The organism is Terribium retamae, assembly GCF_022347545.1.
Taxonomy (GTDB): Bacteria; Pseudomonadota; Alphaproteobacteria; order Rhizobiales; family Rhizobiaceae; genus Mesorhizobium; species Mesorhizobium retamae.
In genome coordinates this window covers 120232-140321 of record NZ_JAKREW010000002.1, presented here as the reverse complement: position 1 = coordinate 140321, position 20090 = coordinate 120232, and the positions used below count along the sequence as shown (strand labels likewise).

The following is a 20090-nucleotide window of genomic DNA, read 5'->3' as shown; positions in this document are numbered from 1 at the left end:
CCGGATATGCAGCGCTTCCTGTCACCGGATCAGGCGGGCTCCGTGCGGTTCGGCTCCTGCTCCGTCACTGTCTGTTCGACATAGTAGGACGCGTAGCGGTCGAGATACTGTTCGGCGGCACCGAACATGCCGTAGCTCGCCAGCTTTTTCATGTCGGTGCGGTTCAGCACCACGCCAAGCGTCTTTGCCGCAATCTGGCGGTCGGCCTGCAGGGCAGAGCGCACAAGAAGGCGTGGCGTGGCACCCCATTCGGCAACCAGAACGAAACCGTCTGCCAGCGGGGCGAAAGCCTTGGCATCGACCACCGGCCCGAGTGGCGGCAGGTCGACCACGACATAGTCAAAGGACTTGCGTGCCTCTTCCAGCAGGGCGGCCATCGCCGGCCCCGAAATGAGTTCGCTGGTGTGTGACAGACGCCGACGTACCACGGCGGGCAGGATGACCAGCTTGGTCTTGCGGTCGACAAGACATGCGCTCTGCCAGCGATGCTCGCCGACAAGGGCCTCGACCAGACCCTTGTCGGGCGTCAGCGACAGGCCTCGGCTGAGGCCGGGATTGCGCAAGTCGGCATCGATCAGCAGGGTTCGTGCGCCATTGGCAGCGAGCAGTCCGGCGAAATTGGCGGCGGTGGTCGTCTTGCCTTCGCGCGGCAGCACGGAGACGAAGCCGATGACCTTGCCGTTGGCTCGGTGCAGGACGACGTCGCTGGCCAGTTTGACGTTGCGCAGCGTCTCGGCAAAGGAAGAAGCGGGCTGGTTGATCGCCACCCTGAGAATTCGGGGGGTGACGGTCTCTGGGCCGGAAGAATTCGCAGCCAGCGCGTCGGCGGAGGGCTGAGCCCGCGGTTTTGCATCGGCGAAGCGCCCGCCGATCAGAGGCAGGTAGCCGAGGAAGTTCAGGTCGAGGGCGTCGCGTACGTCGTCGCCCGTGCGGAAGAAGCGCTCGCGGAATTCCTGCAGCGCGCCGGCGGCCGCGCCGGCGAACAGGCCGAGCACCAGCGAAAGGCCAAGCACCATCGTCTTGCGCGGGCTGGAGGCCGAGGTCGGATTGCCGGCGGTGGAAATGACACGGGCTTCGGCGATCGGGAACGAGCGCTGCTGTGCGGCTTGCTCATAGCGTGCCAGGAAGGCCTGATAGAGCGTGTTGAGCGCCTGGGATTTCTGCTCCAGATCGCGCAGCTTTACCTGCGCGCTGCCTGTCTGGGAGTTCTGCCCGGCCAGGTCGCCGACATTGCTGCGCAACGAATCCTCGCGCGATTTCGCAACCTGGTATTCGTTACGGTAGCTCTCCGTGAGCCGCTGAAGCTCGGCGTAAATCTGGTTGGTCAGGTTGACTTGTTCGGCACGCAGCGCCACCGCTTGTGGATGGTCCTCGCCAAAGCGGCTGGAAATGTCCTGCTCGCGCTTGCTGACGCTGAGGTAGCGCGTCTTCATGTCGTTGATGGCGGCGCTGTTCTGGCCGCTGGCGCCCTTTTCCTGCGGGATGGTGGCGTTCTTGACTGCGTTCTCGGGTCCGCTGTCGACGATCGCCTTGAACTGGTTGTAGCGGGCCAGCGCATTGGCGGTGTCGGCCTGTGCCAGGATGAGCTGCTTGTTGAGATCGGACAGCTGCTGTTCCGACATCAGTTCACCGCGCGCGGCGGTCAGCCCGTTGGCAGCGCGGAATTGTTCGACCTCGAGAGCTGCTTTCTGCGAGTTCTCCCGCAATTCGTCGAGCCTGCTCTGCAGCCATACCGTGGCTCGCTGGGTGGCGTCGAAGTTGGCATCGAGGTGGTCGGAAAGATAGGCATTGGCATAGGCGCGTGCGATCGAGCCGGCCAGCTTGGGATCCGGTGCGGTGTAGGACAGGTCGATGACGAAGCTGCGGCCCACGCGCTCGGCATGGACTCCATCCTGGAGAATGCCAATGGCGCGGCCGATCTTGGCGTCCTGCACCGAGCCGGGCTCACCCTCGGACGAGGACGAGAAGAAGCCGGCTATGCTCTTGATCGTGGCTTTCAGCGCGCTGAGCGGCGAGCGCGGCGGGTTGAGGAACGCTTCGTTGTCCTGGAGTTTTTCCGCCAGCACGACGGCGCGGGCGAGGCGGCTGGATTTGAGGATTTCGACCTCCGACGACACCATGGCGTCAGCCTGAGGACCCGCCGGCGGCGTCGGCTTGTCCTCGGCGAAGCGGGTCAGGCTGTCATCCAGGAGAATTCGCGTTCCCGACGTGTATTGCGGCGGCGTCGCCACGAGGTAGACCACACCCAGGACCAGACCGATCAAGCCGAACAGGCCGACCAGCCGGGCTTGCCGGCGTGCCGCCGCCAGGAGGGCGTCGAGATCGATGAAGTCCGATGAATCTTCCGAGGACATGGGTTTCAACGGATAACTTCCCTGGTTCATGGCTGCTCCGGCGCTCCGTCGCGAAATGAAAAAGCCGGCCACGGCCAAAATGGCCGTGGCGCGTCGTTACGTTCGTCTTAGTCTTCCGTCAGGCAGCGCGGCTGCGGCGTGCCTGCGAAGCGATCATTTCCTCGATCGGTTCGAACACCAGGTCGCAGATATCCTTGCGCGCGAGCGCGAAGGCGACATTGGCCTGGATGAAGCCGTCCTTCGAGCCACAATCGAACATGCGGCCCTCAAATGGAGAGGCATAGAATTTCTGGCTCTCCGACAGGCGGACCATGGCGTCGGTGAGCTGGATCTCGTTGCCGGCGCCACGTTCCTGTGTGCTGAGGATGTCGAAGATCTCCGGCTGCAGCACATAGCGGCCGTTGATGTAGTGGTTGGAAGGTGCTGCTTCCGGTGCCGGTTTTTCCACCATTTCGGTGATGGTAAAGCCTGTACCGACGCTGGCGCCCTTGCCGACGATGCCGTAGCTGCCGGTCTCCAGCGGATCGCATTGCTCGACCGCGACGACGTTGCCGCCGGTTTCACGATAGAGATCCATGGCGCCGGCCAGGCAGCCGCGATCGCCGAACGAGACCATGTCGGGCAGCAACAGGGCGAAGGGCTCGTCGCCGACGATGTCGCGGGCACACCAAACTGCGTGACCAAGGCCATGCGGCGCCTGCTGGCGAGTGAAGGAAATCGTGCCCGGCTGCGGCTGCAGGCGGGAGAGCGATGCAAGCTGCTCGTTCTTGCCGGAGCGCGTCAGTGTCTCGACGAGTTCGGGCTGGATGTCGAAATAATCCTCGATCACATGCTTGTTGCGGCCAGTGACGAAGACGATGTGTTCGATGCCGGCTTCCAGCGCCTCGTCGACCGCATATTGCACGACGGGACGGTCCACCACCGTCAGCATTTCCTTCGGCATCGCCTTTGTGGCCGGCAGGAACCGCGTGCCCAAACCGGCAACCGGTATCACCGCTTTTCTTACCTTTTTCATCACGTTATCCCTGTTTGCAATTGAGCCCCTCCGCCCAATTTCAAAAGTGGTTCGTCAGCCGGCTTCCGATGGCGCCCGGCCAGGTTGGAAGGTGGTGGCCAGACGGCGCAACCTTGCGGCGATCGGCATGCCCAGATGCCGAAGTGCTGCCGGATCACGCAGCGCCGTGACCACAGCATGGACAGGTGCGCGTGCCTTCAAATGATGGACCAGCTTGAGGAAGGAAGCTGCCTGTCTGAGGCTACGGGTGCGGCGTGTCTGTGCAGCAGCCGAACGCGGATCGAGGATATGCTGTTCAAGAAAGACGGCATCGGCCTTCAGCATCGCCTCGACATGATGCAGTTCCAGCACCCGCGAAATCGAACCTTCACGGATGTGATAAGCGTAACCGACACTCGGCTCGATGACGCAGCGGCCGCCCTTAGCCAGGGTCGAAGCCAGGAAGATGTAATCCTCGCCTATGCGCAGGCCTTCGTCGTAACGTAGCCCGTGCTGCTCCAGAAAGCGCCGCTCGAAGATCGGTTTCATGTAACCGAAGGAGAAAGTGGCTTCGAACATGATGTTGGCAGCAATGAAATCGGCCAGCGTGAGTTCCGGATGGGCCTCGAGCTGCTTTGTTTCGAACATCGCTTCGCGAATGCCTGCGGCGTCGCGGACCACTTCGAGATTGTCGACAGCGACCTGTGCCTGCCGACCTTCGGCTCTTGCGATCATGCGCTGCAGGCGCTCCGGATGCACAGTGTCGTCGGAATCGAGCACCGCGACCCACCGGCCCCGTGCAGCTTCCAGCCCGGCATTGCGCGCGCCGCCGGGGCCGCGGTTCTGATCCAGTGCAATGACCTTGACCTGTTCGGGCGGAAAGGCGCGTGCGATCTCAACCGTGCGGTCGCCGGATCTGTCATCCACGACGATGATTTCGATGGAGACATCGCGCTGCGCAAGCGCGCTCTCGATGGCGCGCCCGATCGAGGCCTCGGCGTTGTAGGCGGCGATGATGAAGCTGACATCACGCTGCATGGGTATGCCCTCCCGCCGGCTCGTCGCCGTAGAGGCGGATTTCGCGGACACCGAGCAGGCCGCTGACGGCGCCGACATGCATGATGCCGCGCAGCATCTGGCGATTGCGCTTATGCGGGATCGCGACAAGTGCCGCCGCGCCGGCAAAGCAATAGGCGGCCTTGGCTGCTGCCAGCCCGATCTGCGCCGGCCGTCGGCCCGGCAGTTGGCTGGCGAGCAGCCTGCCGTGGGTCTGGCCGGAACGGAAGCGGCGCTTGGCCAGCCATTGGAACTGGGCGCGGCTCTCGGTCACCGGTTCGAGCACGGTGGCGTCCGAGGCGAAGGCGATCTGTCCACCATCCGCGTGAAGTTGCGAAAAGTATTCGGTATCCTCCCCGCCGGTTTTGCCGAGCGCAAGGTTGAAGCGCCGGCCATCGACATGTGGCGAGGTCCGGCGCAGAAGCACGTTGCCGCTATAGCCGGTGCGAATCTGCCCATCGACCCAGACCGGATTGGTCGAATGGAAATCGCCGCGACGCATCCAGCTGGGAGCCGTCGGCGCGTAGACGGACTGCACGGGGCCGAGCACGGCATCCGCACCGGTGGTCTCGGCGGTCCCGATCAGCGCCGCCAACCATTGCGGCGTCACGACCGAATCATCATCGACGAAAGCGAGGAAATCGCCGCTGGCGGCTTCCAGGCAGGCGTTGCGCGCCAGCGAGATGTTGGATGCCGGACAATGGATGTATGTCACCTCGAAAGGCAACGACGCAGCGAGGGACGAGGTTAGCTCCTGGGCGGTGGGCGTTGCGTCGTTATCGCTGACGATGATGCGCGCCGCGGCGTTGGCCGGGAGTTTGAGAGCGGCGAGCGAGCGCAGGGTTTCCGCGAGATATGGCCTGCGGTAGGTGCATACGCACACATCGACCCGAATAGCTGGTGAAGAAGGGTGATCGCGGGGGGTCATGGTGTCGCCGCTCCGCGTTTCCAGGAACCCAGCACCTGCAGCCAGAAGCCCATCGACCAGGCGAAGTGCATGATCATGGCCGAGAGGCTCGCGAGCAGGCCATAGGGATTGCGCTGCCCGATCGCCATCCAGGCTCCATAGGCAAGACAGGCGGCAATCCAAAGGCCGGCGGGCACAAGTGCCGACAGGCTGAGGAATGCCAGCGAGGCGCCGACGACAACCGGGAAAACCAGCAGCGGAAGAGCTTGTCTCAGCTTCAGCTTTGTGCGGTGTTTGAGAATGTTGCGCGCCCGGCCTCGGCCGTAACCGAGATATTGACGGAACAATGCGGTTGCCGACTCACGCGGGTAGTAGGTCATGAACGTCTTGTCGGTCATCCAGATGCGGTAACCTCCGGCGCGCAGCCGATAGTCCAATTCGGCATCCTCGTTGTGGCTGAAGCTTTCGTCATAACCACCGACGGCCCGGAAGGCCTCGACACGCATCAGCGCGTGGTGGCCGTGGTCTGTCCAGTGCCCGGGAGCGCCCTCGCGGTGCGGTGAGCCACCATTGCCCAGTTTTGAATTCTGGGCGACCGCGGTCGCCTTCTGGAACAGCCCGAACCCCTTGGTCGCCATGGAGACGACCACCGAATCAGCGCCGGTGGTGGAGGCCTCTTCGATCAGGCGGTCGCAATAATCTGCCGGATAGCCGCCATGTGCATCGATTCGGATGAAAAGATCGACTTCGTCGCCATAGGTTGCGACAGCCAAATTGACCGCCGCACTCTGTAGACGTCGCGGGTTGTCGAGCAGCAGGACGCGCGGGTTCTTGCTGGCAATCTCGCGCACGATGTCGCGCGTACCATCCGTGCTACCGCCATCGGCGACGACAATACGCAGGTCGTTGCGTTCCGCCGGTTCTGCCAGCTCGCCGAGCAGGGCCGCGATATGCCTTGTTTCGTTCAGACAGGGGATCACAACCATGCAACGGCCGGCCTTGCCGACGCTGGTTTGCGGCTCCGCATTCGCCTGGTTTGCGGGAATATCGGTGTCGACGGCATTCATGCCGCAACCTCCAGCAAGACGTTCTGACGTTCCGAACCGACGAGGCGGCCAAGCCGGTCGACGAGGCCCTGGCAATCAGCCGGGTTGCAAATCCACATGCCGAGATCCTGGGCGGTGATCCTGCCGCGTTGAGCGAGATAGGTCTCGGTATCGATGCCCGCCAACACTTCAGAAAGGTTCTCGACCGACGGCTCGTCGAGCGTGAGGCCGATATGGCGATCAGCGAGGAAACGCGCAGTCTCCGTGCCCTTCATGGCTATCGGCACGGCGCCAAAACGACAGCCTTCATAAAGCCGGTTGGGCAGCAGCCAGCTCGAGTTCAGGCCTTCTTCGAAAAAATCGATCGCCCAGCAGAAATGCACTTCTCCATAGATTGCGGCGAGGTCTTCAGGATTGCGGTAGGCCCCCTCGAAGAAGAGGTAGGGTTCCGCACGGACGAAGCCGTCGAAGTCGTCGAATTCGGTGCGAGCCGGGCGGCCGCGCAAGATCACTTCGAAACGGCCCTGCATCCGACGTGTGAAATCAGCCAGCAATTGAAGCGACTTGGCGCAACGAAGTGCGCCAAACCAGGCGATTCTCCATGGTTCGCCTTCTGTCGGCAGGACCGGGGGCTTCGCTTGCTGAGGTGGTTTTCCGCTCAGATCGAGAATCTTGTTCTGCAGCAATACGGCCGGTACCCTGATCTGGCCGTAGGCTTCGAAATAGTCGCGCAGGAAAGCCGGTGAACTGGTCAGCAACAATTGCGTGTTGCGGCTGAAGAAACGTTCGGCACCTCGCAGTGTTCGGCCGATGGCGCCCTGGTCCAGAAGAAGCCGATGAATGTCGAGGCATTCATAGACGATCGGGGCCGAGCCACCGAAAAGGCTGCGCGCCCTGTTGGCCAAGGCCAACATTTCGAGATTGCGGCCGATGATGACATCCGGTTTGCGGATGCCGGCGAGGCTGGATCCCAGAGACAATGCCGCCTTCGCTACCGCAGCGAGGCGCTGCGCAAACGCGCGGTCGGCGGTGGTTCCAAGATCGATTGGCGTCAGGCCACCGAAATCCGGAACGGTCTCGGCGCGCCGGAAGCCGGCTAGGGTCACCGTGGCACCGCCGGTCTGGAGCATCGTTACGCGCCGACGCACCGCCGGGTCGCAAAGATCATGGACCAGGTAGAGAATATTCAACATGACCGTGCCGTCAGCTTGGTTGCCGCTGCGCGATGAGGCGTGGATGGATAGTCGCGCTCATTGCGTGCTCTTGTTCAACTTGCAGACGATCGATTCGGGAAACTGGCAGGCCTCGCCGGAAGCGGTAAAGGCAACGCGATCCACTTCGGCGGTGATCTGCTTTTCAGGGCTGGCAAATGCACCCATCCAGGATTTCAGCGTGTCGCTGCCCCAAAGGCTGAGATAGATCTTGGACGGATGGCTAGGCAGCTTGGCAGGGTCGGTGGCTTCTTCAACAAGCTTGCCGTCGACATACCAGGCGATGCGGTCCTTTTCCCAAACGAAAGCATAGTCGTGGAAGTCTTTATCCGCGCCGCCAGGAACATCGACCAGCTTGGCTGAACCCACGCTCTTGCCATTGACGTACTGGTTGACCTGCACCTTCGAAGGGTCCTTGCCGAGGACTTCGAAATCGATCTCGTCATGCGGCTGTTTGTGGACCGGGCCGATGAAGGAGAAGAAGCCGGTGTTGAGACCCGAGCCGGCGACGGCCTTCATGCGCACTTCGAAGGTGCCGTAGGCGAATCGTTTGAACGTCTGCACTTCGCCGCAGACATAGGAACGGCCCTTGCTCTCTTCAGGCTGGAAGCCGAGCTTCAGCGTGCCGTCGGAAACGCTGACCTGCTTGGCCGACCAGGTACAATTCTGGTGATCGCCATTCGACCAGCCATCAGAAACGTACCAGCGCTTCCGGTCCAGCTTGTCGAAGGTTTCGACGAAGGATTTCCCCGTCGCCTTTGCTTCTTTTTGTTCTTCGGCACGCACTATGGTAGTGACGGCCGTAGAAACGGTAAGCGCCGAAACACCCATCACACACCATGTCAGGGCGGCTCGCGCCGGTATTCTCAGACTTACAGCCATACCGCTTGCTACTTTCGTTTCGGGTCGTTCGCCTGCGCTGCGACCCGCGTCAATTTCGGGCGAATGTTGCAATGCACATAAGATCAATTAGCGGATCACAATGTGACGTCAGCCCACATTCCTGCAGGCCGCGTGGTAACTTTTTATGATCGTCGGTTAAGCCAGGCGTCGGCCCTTGCCCGCAGCGGAAGCTCCGACCTCTTCGTTTTCCAAGGGAAATAGCTTGGCCTGAGCGCGTAATCCGGTAACAAAATCGATCTGCTTCTCCAGTGCAGAGATGCGTTCCGCATAGCGGATCATCATGTCGGTGAGGTCGCTGATCGCTGGCGACATGGAGGTCGCCTCGTCATCTTCGAGAGCTTGTTGCGAAAAAGCAGCTTGGAACGCGACACTCTCGTGGCGATTGCGCAAGCCGTCCCGCTCGCGCTCGATTTCCTTGCGCAACCCATCGACGAGGGCGAGCAGACGGGCGGCACGTGCCGCGTCGGTTTCGCGATCCCGCCGAGGACTTCTGACTCGAAACTGTTTTTGCCCCTGGAATTTGAATAAGGCCATGGCCGGTCCTTCCTTGCCGTTCGCAACCTTACCCACCCGTGATGCTATCTTACTCTGCCGCAGCCAGTCCCGTCGAGGCGTGCCATCGCCAGGCCGAACGCACGATCGATTCGAGGTCATGTTTCGGATTCCAGCCCAGGACGGCTCTTGCCTTGGCATTGTCGGCGACCAGGACAGGAGCATCGCCTTCGCGACGCCCTTCACGTTGAATCGGGAATGGCTTGCCGGCCTCCCGCGCGATCGCTGTGAGCAATTCCTGAACCGTCGTTCCGGTGCCGGTACCAAGATTGAGCGCGACGCTTTCTCCGCCGCCGAGAAGATATTCGACGGCGCGCCCATGGGCATCGGCAAGATCGGCGACATGGATAAAGTCACGCACGCAGGTGCCGTCGCGCGTGTCGTAGTCGGTGCCAAAGATGTTGAAACCGGCACGGCGACCGAGGGCGGCGTCGATAGCGAGCGGTACCGCGTGTGTTTCGGGTGAATGCCGCTCGCCGATGCGGCCTTCAGGGTCGGCGCCGGCTGCATTGAAATAGCGCAGGATGACGGAGCGGAAGCCCTGGTAGCGGTCGAGATCGGCCAGCATCTGCTCCACGATCAGCTTGGAACGGCCATAAGGATTGATAGGATTCTGCGGATGCGTTTCCTTCATGGGCACATCGACAGGCAGACCGTAGGTGGCGCAGGTCGAGGAGAAGACTAGCTTGTCGATACGGGCCTGTTGGGCCGCAAGGAGCAGGCTGAGCGTGCCTGCGACGTTGTTTTCGTAAAAGGCGGCTGGCGCCTTCACTGATTCGCCGACTTCAATAAGGGCCGCGAAATGCACGATGGCAGCGGGACGGTAAGCCTCGATGACTGCGGTAAGCCTTTCCCGGTCGCGGATGTCGCCTCGCTCCAATGGCCCCCATTTGACGAATTCGGCATGGCCGTTGCTCAGATTGTCGTAGACGACCGGCGTGAAACCGCGCTCGGCCAGATTCAGGCAAGTGTGGGATCCGATATATCCGGCGCCGCCGACGACGAGAATGTTGGTCACGGGATCAATCCTTTTCGATGGGTGCGAAGGGTTCGGAAAACGTTGCCTGGACGGCGACAAATTTCAGCCCGAATGTGCTGATTTTGGAGGGCGCGCTGCGGCCGACATCTTTTGTCACGCTTTTCAGGTTAAAAGCAGCCGGCATGGGACGAACACCGTTTGTTTGAACGAGCGGCCGTGCGTCAGCGAGCTCTGGACGGGGGGCACCGACCGGAATCATCGGAACCACTTGCGCGGGTTCCTAAACTCCCGAAGGCGCGAAAAAATGACGAAATGCACTGTCATCATACCTTACTACCAGCGAGAGCCCGGAATCCTGGCCCGCGCGCTGAGATCTGTGTTAGCGCAAACGCATCCGGATTTCGATGTGATCGTCGTCGACGATGCCTCCCCGCTGCCGGCTGAAAGCGATCTTTCAGATCTCGCTCTTGCCGAACGAAAACGAATAACTGTTGTAAAACAACCGAATGCGGGACCGGGTGGGGCACGCAACACCGGGCTCGATCACATCGGCGCCGACAGCGCCTATGCCGCCTTCCTCGATTCCGACGACGAGTGGACTCCCGACCATCTGAAGAATGCCATGGCTGGGCTGTCACTTTTTGATGCGGATTGTTACTGGGCCTCGATCAAAGGTGGCGATGCCTTTTATTACCACTTCGGCGTGGCCGACCTCGCCGAGGTGACCGAAGTCATACGGCTTGCCCACGAGCCGCCGCTCGTCGAGATCCCGGCGCTCGGCGCGACCATGCTGAAGAACTGGAGCTTCATGCATCTGTCCTGCATGGTCATAGGCGAACCGCTATTCCGGAAGGTTCGTTTCGATGCTTCGCTGCGCCTGGCCGCCGAGGACGTGCTTTTCTTTTATGATTGCGTTCGGGGAGCCCGTCGTGCGATCCTTTCCGAAGCCGTCGGTGCTGTGCGTGGTGAAGGCATCAACATCTTCCACGGACTGGATAGCGATTCGCCGCAATTCCTGAAGCAGCAATTCAACACCTGGGTGGCACTTGACCAGTTGGAGAACCGCTTTCAGCATGTTGCCGAAGACCGCGCGTCCATCGAGGCCTACAAGCAGACGGCCCGCAATCAGGCTCTGTGGGGGCAGGCGCGACTGGTGAAGGCGCGGAAGGCGCCGCAATTCAAACAGTTGGCCGCTTGGGCATGGCGAGATCCGAAACTTTTGAGCAGCGCTGTCAATCTCGCTGTTTCCAAGATCGCGAAATAGGACGCTTCCATGCAGCCTTTCTATTGGGAATCCGCTCACGGCAATTTTGGCGACGATCTGAACCTGTGGCTATGGGATTTCCTTTTGCCCGGCTTCCGCAACGTGCATCCGGAAGTGCTTCTGGTCGGTGTCGGAACAGTGCTGAACCAGGCGCTGCTGCCGAGCGATGTGAAGAAACTCGTCATCGGAAGCGGTTTCGGTTACGGCTCACTGCCCGATTTTTCAAATGCGGCGGAATGGGATATCCGCGCCGTCCGTGGGCCATTGACCGCCGAAAAACTGGGGCTGCCACGGGAACTCGGCATCATTGATCCAGCTGTCATGGTGGCCGAGATGCCGGAATTCCGGAACTTGCCGAAGACCGGCGGCGCAATCTTCGTTCCGCATTGGGAATCGACTGTCGGTGGCATCTGGCCCCTCGTCTGCCAGGCAGCGGGGCTGGGCTACGTGGACCCGTGCGGCGAAGCCAAGTCGGTAATCCGTGCCATCGCCCAGGCAGAAATGGTGGTAGCCGAATCGATGCATGCCGCCATCCTTGCCGATGCCTTCAGGGTGCCGTGGGTTGCCGTCACGACCTCGCGCTCTATCAATTCCTTCAAATGGAGCGATTGGGCGACATCGCTTGAGGTCGAATATAAACCGCGCCAGATACCGATCTCGTCGAGAGCCGAGGCGATCACGAAAGGTGCGCGCTTCTGGGGCTTCGGATTCGAGCAGCCGACGGTCAAGGCTGAGGATGTCGGTGCCCAGGGCGAGGCATTGGTGATGGCTCGCAACGATCCACCACCGTCCAGGCTGCGCTCCGTAGCCAAGCAAGCACTGGCGGCACCGTCGATCCTGGCATTGTGGCAGGCCCGCAAGGCCAAGCCGCAACTCAGCAGCGAGGCAAGACTGATGGACCGGAAGGATCGTTTCCGCGAAGTTCTCGCGGAGGTGCGGCGCGATTATTTCTGAATGCCGATGTGAGCCGGCAGCAGGTAACGCAGAGGTGCCGGCTGATCGGTGGTCGGCCCTTGCCGCCGTCCCAGCGCTTCCAGTTTGTCGCCGAGAACGCCGCCGGCAATCGCCGGTAGCGCGGTTGGATGCATCAGGGCGTGGACGCCTGCCCGGATCAAGCCGCGAGACGCTTTGATATCGAGGAAATGGCGCAACTCGTAGCGGCCACGGACGTGACGCTCGTGGCGGCTCAACACATTCCTTGCCGCTTCCGGCAAGGGGCCGGCCAACATGGCCAAATCGGCTTCGTAAAGCCGCTTCAGATCTTCGGTCCTGTGTTTTCCGCTCAACGAATCCGCGCGCACGACGGCACCATAGCCGCAACCATGGACGATTTTGTATCGGGCAGCCTTCAGCAATGCGCGGGCATAAAGATCATAATCTTCGCCCAGCCGCAGCTGTTCGTCATAGCGCAGGTCGTGTGCATCCAGGAAAGAACGGCGCATGACGGGCTTCAGGAAGCCTATCTCACCGCGCGAAGCGCCTCGCTTCGAAATGTTGCCTTCCACAAATCCCTGCAGGTCGAGGAAGCGCGGTGCGGGTTCAAAATTCGGCACCTGCGGCTCGGTGTTGTGCGCGCTGCGACTGTCGATGAAGACGATGTTGTCGGCGACGAAATCCCAGTCGTCGCCGTCGAGCAGCGTTTCAAACCTGCCTTCAAGGAAAAAGTCGTCGGCATCCAATATGGAAATCAGCGGCGCCTTGGAATGTTCGATAGCCCGGTTGCGGGCATGGGCCGGTCCTTGATTGCGGTCGAGACGAAGGAGATGCAGCCGGCCGGTGGAATCATTGACCTCCAGGGCGGCTTGGCCTGTCGCATCCTGGGAGCCGTCATCGACGACGACGACTTCGGAAACCCGCTTCTCGCGCAGTGCCGAAGCAACTGCGCGTGCAATGGTTGATTCGGCGTTCCTGGCCGCGATGATCACGCAGACCGTGGCGGATGAGGCCATCTCCACACTCCAATTGAGGCCGTTCGTTTGCGGCCCGTCCATTCCCCAATGCCCATTTGACAGCATGCCACACGCTGCGGCTGCCTGTTGGCAGAAACGCAAGGCGATTTGATGACAGTTTATTCGGAGGAACCTTAAGGCAGCGGCGAACGCCCCACGCCCGGTAGCTGGGCTGTTTCACCCTTGGGCTGGATTTCCTTGGAGGATGCGACGATGTTTTCACCGCGAGCCAAGCCTTTGCCTCTGTTGTTGGTCGCGCTGGAGCGCCAAACCATGAACAAGATGGCGATAAAATAGCCAACCTGAATAATAATTGCGCAAATCAAAGTCTGGACGAAAGTTGTCCAAGCCGATTGCGTAATGGCATAGCTTGCTATGGCGAATGCAACCAACACGCCGATCAAGCCACGAAGGAATAACAGGAAAGACATCTTATCCTTCCCTGTCGTTCTGATTTCGTGTCGTGTTGAAACGCTTGGGCAAAACCTCTCTCCCGCCGTGACGGGCGCTGGTCTTACACCTCAGCCGATGAAATCAAGACACGCTTTCTTTGAAGCATGAAGCCCTGATTTCCCATTTGCCCGCACACCAACAAATATAGGAATTTGGGCAACACTAGGCAACACACCACTGCATCACTTCCCGTCTCGCAATTTACCTTGGGCTGGTTGGAGATATTATTGCAACACATGCGCGCTTGCGGTTGTACGTGCAAACCTTGAAGTGATGGTGCTCGCGTTATTTTAGCGCTATTGGTAATATCTGTAGCCTTTTCATTGAAAAATAAAATACATTTGGATAAATACCGGCGTATCTGCGATATTTTATAGTTTAATATTGAAAAAATAAAGGAAATCAAACACAAAAGTGAGTTTTCATGGAGGGTTCGAGCATCGCAGAACCCGCAATGTTTCGATTCGTTACAAAATATGACTGCCGTCTCGTTATTGCGACCGATTTTCATCATAGAGGTGACATATCCAGCGCTCTATTGTTCGTATGCTGCAATGCAGCATCGTTGACCTGACCATTTTTTGCGGAGCAACAAAATGAGAGAAGCCGCCAGATTGGCCAACAGGTTGTCGTGCCCGCCGGACGCCGAGACTCCTCCGGCGATCGGCGGCGCCATAAAGCGTGGTTTTGACATTATAGGTGCATTGGCTGGCATTGTACTGCTCAGCCCGTTGCTGCTGATGCTGGCAGCCCTGGTGAAGGCTACCGATGGTGGTTCGGTCCTTTATGGCCACCCGCGAATCGGCCGGAACGGCACGGTCTTCCGATGCTGGAAGTTCCGCAGCATGGTCGAGAACGGCGATGAAGTGCTGGCCGCTCATTTCGCCAACAATCCGCAAGACCGCGAAGAATGGAATGCCACCCGCAAGCTGCAGAACGACCCGCGCGTCACCAATGTCGGCATGGTCCTGCGCAAGCTCTCCCTCGATGAGCTGCCCCAGATCTTCAATATCCTGCGCGGTGAAATGAGCTTTGTCGGCCCGCGTCCCGTGGTGAAGGACGAGCTCGAACTCTACGGTACTGCGGCGGAATACTATTTGCAGTCGCGCCCGGGCCTTACCGGCTTGTGGCAAGTCAGCGGACGCAACGACGTTTCCTATGGCGCTCGCGTCGCCTTCGACCAGCACTATGTCGAGAACTGGTCCTTCGTCTTCGACCTCAAGATCCTGGTCAGGACCGTTCCGGCCGTTTTCTCGTCGCGCGGCAGCTATTGATGGGGTGTGTTCAATTGAATGGGGAAAGCCGCCAGTTGAGAAAGGACGACCGCCCTTGAGGAACTATCGCGCAATTGCGGCCTTTGGGCCGTTCATCCGCGTTTTTGTATGCTTTGGTCTTCTTCTGACGGCGACCTTCGCGGCGGCCGCGGCCGATGGCTATCGGCTCGACGCGATGGATAAGCTGCGCATCCGGGTTGCCGAATGGCAGAGCGCCGAGGGCGCGGTTCGCGACTGGGCTACGATCAGCGGGGACTACAGCGTGAATCCCACGGGCGAGATTTCGCTGCCCTTCGTTGGCGAACTCGAAGTCAAAGGCAAGACGACCACCGAAGTGGCGACAGCGATCGCAGCGGGATTGCAGCAGAAACTCGGCCTGCCCGATCGTCCGGAAGCGTCGGTAGAGATCGCCGAATTCCGGCCGGTATTCCTTGCCGGTGATGTTCAGACCCCAGGCAAATATCCTTATGCGCCCGGCCTCACGGTGCTGAAAGCCATGAGCCTGGCCGGAGGGCTGCGTCGCGCAGACAATGGCGGAACGGGTGGCGTACGGGATTTCATCCAGGCGCAGGGCAACTATGACGTGCTGGTTGCGCAGCGGAATGGCCTTTTGGCTCGGCGCGCGCGATTGGTCGCCGAGGCCGACAACAAGGATCAGATCGACTTTCCGCAAGAGCTGAACAAAAGCGAGGTCGGCCGCAAACTGATGGCAGACGAGACCGCGCTGAAGGAAGCTCGTGAGAAGCGCCTGCGCCTGCAACTGACAGCGCTGGACGACCTCAAGAAGCTGCTGCAGTCCGAGATCGAATCGCTGACAAAGAAGATTGCCACGCAGAATCGACAGGTTGAGCTTTCGAAGGCGGAGCTGAAAAGCATCAGCGGGCTCGCCGAGAAGGGGTTGGTGGTGAACCAGCGCATCCTGAACCTCGAGCGGACCAGCGCAGAGCTTGAAGGCCAGGTGCTCGACCTGGAGACTGCCAGCCTGCGTGCAAAGCAGGACATCGCCAAGGCGACACAGGACGCGACCAAACTGCAAAACGACCGCGACACCGAAGTCGCTCAAAGCCGCCAGGAGACGGAAGCCGATCTCGAGCAGTTGAACTACAAGATGGGCATGTATTCTGGCCTCATGACTGAAGCGATGTCGCGGGCGCCGGACGCCGCGCGAACCGCGGGCAACGGCGCGGAGCCGATCATCAGCTATTCGATCGTGCGCATGGGTGAGGACGGCAAGGACAGCCAAACCGTAGCTGACGAAAACACGCCCGTGCTGCCTGGCGACGTGATCAAGATCGAGGTTGCCGGTCCGCGCGTGACGTCCAACTGAGACCGTTGCCCGGACCATATGTGATGAAAGCCGCAGGATCGGCGCCGCCAATGGGCGGCGCTGCCATTTATGGGCGCAAAACCGCCTGTTGCGGAGCGATGCCATGAGAATCGCAAAAGCACTGCTTGTGAATCCCGACCGCAATTTCTGGTACGGCGCCGGTGCGGTCGCGCTGTCGATCTTTGTATTCGCTTATTCGACCCGGTTCGGACAGGTTTCCATTCTCGCCTATTACGCCTGCTGGCTGCCGCTCATTCTGGTGGACTACAAGCGGGTGCTTGGCGACTATCGTCGTTTCTCCTGGATCATCGCCTTCGCAGTGTTGGCATGCCTGTCGATGTTCTGGTCGAATGCTCCCGGTGTGACGGCGCGCGCGGGTGTGCAATTGCTCACCCATGTCGTTTGCGCCCTGATTGCGGCGCGTACGGTTTCGGTCCGCACGCTCAACATCGGTGCGCTGGTCGGCATCCTCATGGTGGTGCTGTTTTCCATCGCCTTCGGCCAATACAATTTGGATCCGATTGATGGCACCTACAGTTTTGTCGGCGCGTTTTCGTCGAAGAACCAACTCGGCCTTTTCTCGTCGCTCGGCATCTACTTCGCCTTCACGGCAGTTGCCGTGCAGCATGAGCGTGGTCTTTGGCGGTTGCTGGCCATCTTTTGCGGCATGTTGTGTGCCTACACCTTGCTTGCCGCGCAGTCTGCGACCTCGGTGCTCGCCATAGGGGCGACGCTCGCTCTGCTGATATGTCTTAAGCTCGCGATGCGGTTCTCGCCCTCAGCGCGCAAGGGCGGCCTGGTCGCCGGCATGGCGATCGGCCTGCTCGTCGTCTTTGTCGCGCTCAACATGGGTGCTGCCGATGCCGTGCTCGGTGCCTTCGGCAAGGATTCCACCCTGACAGGCCGAACCTATCTCTGGCAGCAGGGCTGGGAGGCCGCCATGGAGTCCTTCTGGTTCGGGGTCGGCTATCAGGGCTATTGGGTGCAGGGATTTTCCGAGGCCGAACGACTTTGGCAGGAGTTCTACATCGGCTCCCGAAGCGGCTTCCATTTCCATAACACCTATATCGAAGTGCTGGTGGAACTCGGTCTCGCGGGTATCCTTGCCATCGCTGTGCTGATGGTGCGCGTTCCCTTCGGTCTGCTGCTTCGCCTGATCGATGCGCGGCGGGATCCGGCCTCGTTCACCTTGCTTGGGATTGCCGTGATGTTCCTGATCCGGTCCTTCGTCGAGGTGGACGTGATTAACCCTTACGTCATCGGCTCGTTCCTGGTCTACTACGCAGCCGGACAACTCGCTTTGCCCAGAAGGGGCACCGCTACGACGGCACCTCACTTGCTTTGGCAGAGCGTGGCATGAACAAGCTCTATGGTATCCAATATCTGCGCGCCGTCGCGGCACTCGCAGTGGTGATCTTCCACGCCGCCGAACGCACCGACGGTCATTTTGTCATCGGAGCTGCCGGCGTCGACGTTTTCTTTGTCGTTTCGGGGTTCATTATGTGGGTGCTGGCCGAAACGCGGCAGCCTTCACCGAGAGTGTTCCTCCGCGAGCGGGCGGAGCGGATCGTGCCGCTCTACTGGATCGCGACCGCAGTAATGGTGGCAGGCGGCCTTGCAGGACTCTTCCCCAATATGAAGCTCACGACCTTTCATATCTTTGCATCGTTCGCTTTCATTCCGCATGTTTCGCCGAGCGACGGGGGCACCTGGCCGGTTCTGGTCCAAGGCTGGACCCTCAATTACGAGATGTTTTTCTACGTGCTGTTCTCGGCGGTCCTGTTCCTGCCGGCCGCGAAACGATTTCTGGTGCTCGCGCTGGTTTTCGGTGCGCTGGTCTGCTTGGGCCTGGCTTTGCAGCCGGATGGCGCAGTGCTTCGCACCTATACAAACCCTTTGATGGCGGAGTTCCTGATCGGGGCCGCGATCGGAAAATTGTGGCTTGCAAATCGCTTGCCCCCATCCGCACTGGGATTTCCTCTGATCGTTGCGTCGATAGCAGGCTTTGCCCTGGTCGGGTTTGGCCATCTGCCTTTCGGGCCGGCTGCGCTCGGCCCTTTGTCCGGCATGCTTCTTGTCGGCGTTCTGGTCCTCGAAAGGGCTAGCCGCGTGCCGCACATCCGGCCGCTGACTTATCTCGGCGATGCCTCCTACTCGATCTACCTCTGGCACACGCTGGCGATCTCCGTCGTCGTCAAGACGAGCGAGGCCCTGGGTTTGCCGGGGCTGTCCGTGTTCCTCCTGTCGATCGTCGCCGGAACCATAGCGGGATTGGTCTGCCACGAATTGCTTGAAAAACCGGTCGCTGCCTGGCTCAAGGCGCGCCGCCATCGCGGAAATGTTCGCTACGCCGCTTAGAGCGTTCCATTTTACGGAAAACGCGGAAGCTCTCCGAGTTTTACGCGATTCCGGATGGAAAACCGTCGCGCACTTTTGCGCGGGTTGCTCCAGCGTGAAGCATCGCGAACACTTCCATACACACCGCCGCGCGCCTGTTCTTCCTATCGGCACCAGCGATGTACTGTCAGCGCGATGGCCTTGGTGCAGTCGATGAGGTCGCGCACCGATACGCGCTCGTTCGGCTGATGCGACTGGGCCGGATCGCCCGGTCCGAAATTGACGGTCGGCGTGTTGCCGAGTCCGGTCGGCAGGCCGATATCGCTGTGTGCGCCGAAGCCGGAAAGCTTCGGCGACAATCCTGCGATTCCGACTGCGCTCTGGAATGTCTCGACGAAGGGATGATCGGCGGGCACCTCGGCACAGTCAGCGTCAAGGATCCATTCCACGCGCGCAGGGTGCGCGCGCAGGTAGGGATCGGCCTGACAGACATTGGCGACATGCTCTTCGATTTCGCGCTTTACCGCGCCGCCCAGACCGAATTCATCCTTCTCATGAGGCAGGTACTGAGCATCGATGATGATTTCGGCGCGGCCGGCAGTCGAAGATGGATGTTCGCCGGCGTTGATCTGCGTCACCATGATCTGGTTCGGCATATCCATGAGCGGATGCGTCTTTTTGGGATCGAACATCCAGCGGCGGTTGAGGATGTCGATGCCATCGAGCATCTGCCGGCATAGCTGCACCGCATCGACGGGCCCGCTCGAATACCATGCATTGGGTGTGAGTTCGGCGTGACCGCCGATGCCGTCCAGGATGATGCGTCCCCACAGGATGCCATGGCAGAGCGGCGCGATGCGGTTGGCGGTCGGCTCGGTCATGATGCCCGCGTCGGCACGAAAACCGCGATCGACCATGGCGAGCGAGCCCATGCCGCCGATCTCCTCGTCGACCACCGTGGTGAAGACGATGTCGCCGGAAAGCGGGACATCCAGCTCCTTCAGGATCTCGACGGCCATGAGCATGCAGGCGACGCCGCCTTTCATGTCGACCGTACCGCGGCCATGCAGGAAGCCATCCTTGAGCACAGGCTCGAAGGGATCGGTCTGCCAGTGCTCGCGCGCACCCGGCGGGACGACGTCGATATGACCGGTGAGCATGATGGACTTGCCGCCGCCGGTGCCTTTCAGCGTTCCGCCGAGATTGGGCCGGCCTTCGAATGTACGACCCTTGTTGGCGCCTGGTCGGCCTTTATATTGCTCGTACAGCGCGGGTCCGTCCGGATCCCACAGATCGGTGGTGAAGCCGAGCTTCTCCAGCCGTGTCTGCAGATAGAGCTGACAGTCGCGTTCACCGGGGCCAGCCTTGGTCGGATCCGACATGACGATCGACGGAAAGGAAATCAGCGCGCTCAGCGTCTCGACGATCTGATCGCCGCGGGCCTCGACCCGTTCGGCAATTCTCTCTTCGATGGACACCATCAA

At 60.5% G+C, this 20090-nt stretch carries 19 protein-coding genes; 6 read left to right on the top strand and 13 right to left on the bottom strand.

What is annotated here, in order from left to right:
• Positions 1-29: 29 nt before the first annotated feature.
• From L4923_RS04115 to L4923_RS04070, 10 genes are all read right to left on the bottom strand, one after another.
• Entirely contained in the window at positions 30-2384 is a 2355-nt protein-coding gene (locus L4923_RS04115; RefSeq protein WP_239362252.1) for a polysaccharide biosynthesis tyrosine autokinase, read from the bottom strand.
• Positions 2385-2472: 88 nt separating this feature from the next.
• Entirely contained in the window at positions 2473-3369 is an 897-nt protein-coding gene (locus tag L4923_RS04110; RefSeq protein ID WP_054309831.1) for a UTP--glucose-1-phosphate uridylyltransferase, read from the bottom strand.
• A gap of 54 nt (positions 3370-3423) precedes the next feature.
• A complete protein-coding gene (locus L4923_RS04105) occupies positions 3424-4386 on the bottom strand; it encodes a glycosyltransferase family 2 protein (protein ID WP_239362251.1) in 963 nt (320 codons plus the stop codon).
• Entirely contained in the window at positions 4376-5332 is a 957-nt protein-coding gene (locus L4923_RS04100) for a glycosyltransferase family 2 protein (RefSeq protein WP_239362250.1), read from the bottom strand. Before L4923_RS04100 ends, L4923_RS04105 begins: the two co-directional genes overlap by 11 nt.
• Entirely contained in the window at positions 5329-6297 is a 969-nt protein-coding gene (locus tag L4923_RS04095; protein WP_239362477.1) for a glycosyltransferase family 2 protein, read from the bottom strand. The genes L4923_RS04100 and L4923_RS04095 overlap by 4 nt, the downstream gene beginning before the upstream one ends.
• A 77-nt stretch (positions 6298-6374) precedes the next feature.
• Positions 6375-7550 (bottom strand): glycosyltransferase family protein, encoded by a 1176-nt coding sequence (locus L4923_RS04090; protein ID WP_239362247.1) that lies wholly within the window; start codon positions 7548-7550, stop codon positions 6375-6377.
• Between the two features lie 57 nt (positions 7551-7607).
• Complete coding sequence (gene exoK / locus L4923_RS04085) at positions 7608-8450, bottom strand: endo-1,3-1,4-beta-glycanase ExoK (protein ID WP_239362246.1); 843 nt, start codon at positions 8448-8450, stop codon at positions 7608-7610.
• Positions 8451-8606: 156 nt separating this feature from the next.
• On the bottom strand, positions 8607-9005 hold the full coding sequence (locus L4923_RS04080) for a hypothetical protein (RefSeq protein ID WP_239362245.1): 399 nt from the start codon (positions 9003-9005) through the stop codon (positions 8607-8609).
• Between the two features lie 49 nt (positions 9006-9054).
• Positions 9055-10041 (bottom strand): UDP-glucose 4-epimerase GalE, encoded by a 987-nt coding sequence (galE, locus tag L4923_RS04075; protein ID WP_239362244.1) that lies wholly within the window; start codon positions 10039-10041, stop codon positions 9055-9057.
• 4 nt (positions 10042-10045) lie between these two features.
• Positions 10046-10270, bottom strand: coding sequence for a hypothetical protein (locus tag L4923_RS04070; protein ID WP_239362243.1), 225 nt, complete (start codon positions 10268-10270; stop codon positions 10046-10048).
• Between the two features lie 36 nt (positions 10271-10306).
• Here L4923_RS04070 and L4923_RS04065 point away from each other — a divergent pair, with 36 nt between their 5' ends.
• Together L4923_RS04065 and L4923_RS04060 are read left to right on the top strand one after the other, a co-directional pair.
• Positions 10307-11266, top strand: a complete 960-nt coding sequence (locus tag L4923_RS04065) for a glycosyltransferase family 2 protein (RefSeq protein ID WP_239362242.1) — start codon at positions 10307-10309, stop codon at positions 11264-11266.
• A gap of 9 nt (positions 11267-11275) precedes the next feature.
• Positions 11276-12220, top strand: a complete 945-nt coding sequence (locus L4923_RS04060) for a polysaccharide pyruvyl transferase family protein (RefSeq protein WP_239362241.1) — start codon at positions 11276-11278, stop codon at positions 12218-12220.
• Here the strand turns inward: L4923_RS04060 and L4923_RS04055 are convergent.
• Positions 12211-13215, bottom strand: coding sequence for a glycosyltransferase family 2 protein (locus tag L4923_RS04055; protein ID WP_239362240.1), 1005 nt, complete (start codon positions 13213-13215; stop codon positions 12211-12213). The genes L4923_RS04060 and L4923_RS04055 overlap by 10 nt on opposite strands.
• A gap of 134 nt (positions 13216-13349) precedes the next feature.
• Entirely contained in the window at positions 13350-13646 is a 297-nt protein-coding gene (locus tag L4923_RS04050) for an exopolysaccharide production repressor protein (RefSeq protein ID WP_239362237.1), read from the bottom strand.
• Between the two features lie 618 nt (positions 13647-14264).
• Between L4923_RS04050 and L4923_RS04045 the strand changes: the two genes are divergently transcribed.
• From L4923_RS04045 to L4923_RS04030, 4 genes are all read left to right on the top strand, one after another.
• Positions 14265-14942: a sugar transferase gene (locus L4923_RS04045; protein ID WP_239362235.1), complete on the top strand. Its 678-nt coding sequence runs from the start codon at positions 14265-14267 to the stop codon at positions 14940-14942.
• Between the two features lie 55 nt (positions 14943-14997).
• On the top strand, positions 14998-16269 hold the full coding sequence (locus L4923_RS04040; RefSeq protein WP_239362233.1) for a polysaccharide biosynthesis/export family protein: 1272 nt from the start codon (positions 14998-15000) through the stop codon (positions 16267-16269).
• 103 nt (positions 16270-16372) lie between these two features.
• Positions 16373-17629, top strand: coding sequence for an O-antigen ligase family protein (locus tag L4923_RS04035; protein WP_239362231.1), 1257 nt, complete (start codon positions 16373-16375; stop codon positions 17627-17629).
• The gene (locus tag L4923_RS04030; RefSeq protein WP_239362229.1) at positions 17626-18627 is read left to right on the top strand and encodes an acyltransferase family protein; all 1002 of its coding nucleotides are present in this window, start codon (positions 17626-17628) and stop codon (positions 18625-18627) included. Before L4923_RS04035 ends, L4923_RS04030 begins: the two co-directional genes overlap by 4 nt.
• A 143-nt stretch (positions 18628-18770) precedes the next feature.
• Here the strand turns inward: L4923_RS04030 and L4923_RS04025 are convergent, their stop codons facing one another.
• Complete coding sequence (locus L4923_RS04025; RefSeq protein WP_239362227.1) at positions 18771-20087, bottom strand: M20 family metallopeptidase; 1317 nt, start codon at positions 20085-20087, stop codon at positions 18771-18773.
• Positions 20088-20090 lie beyond the last annotated feature (3 nt).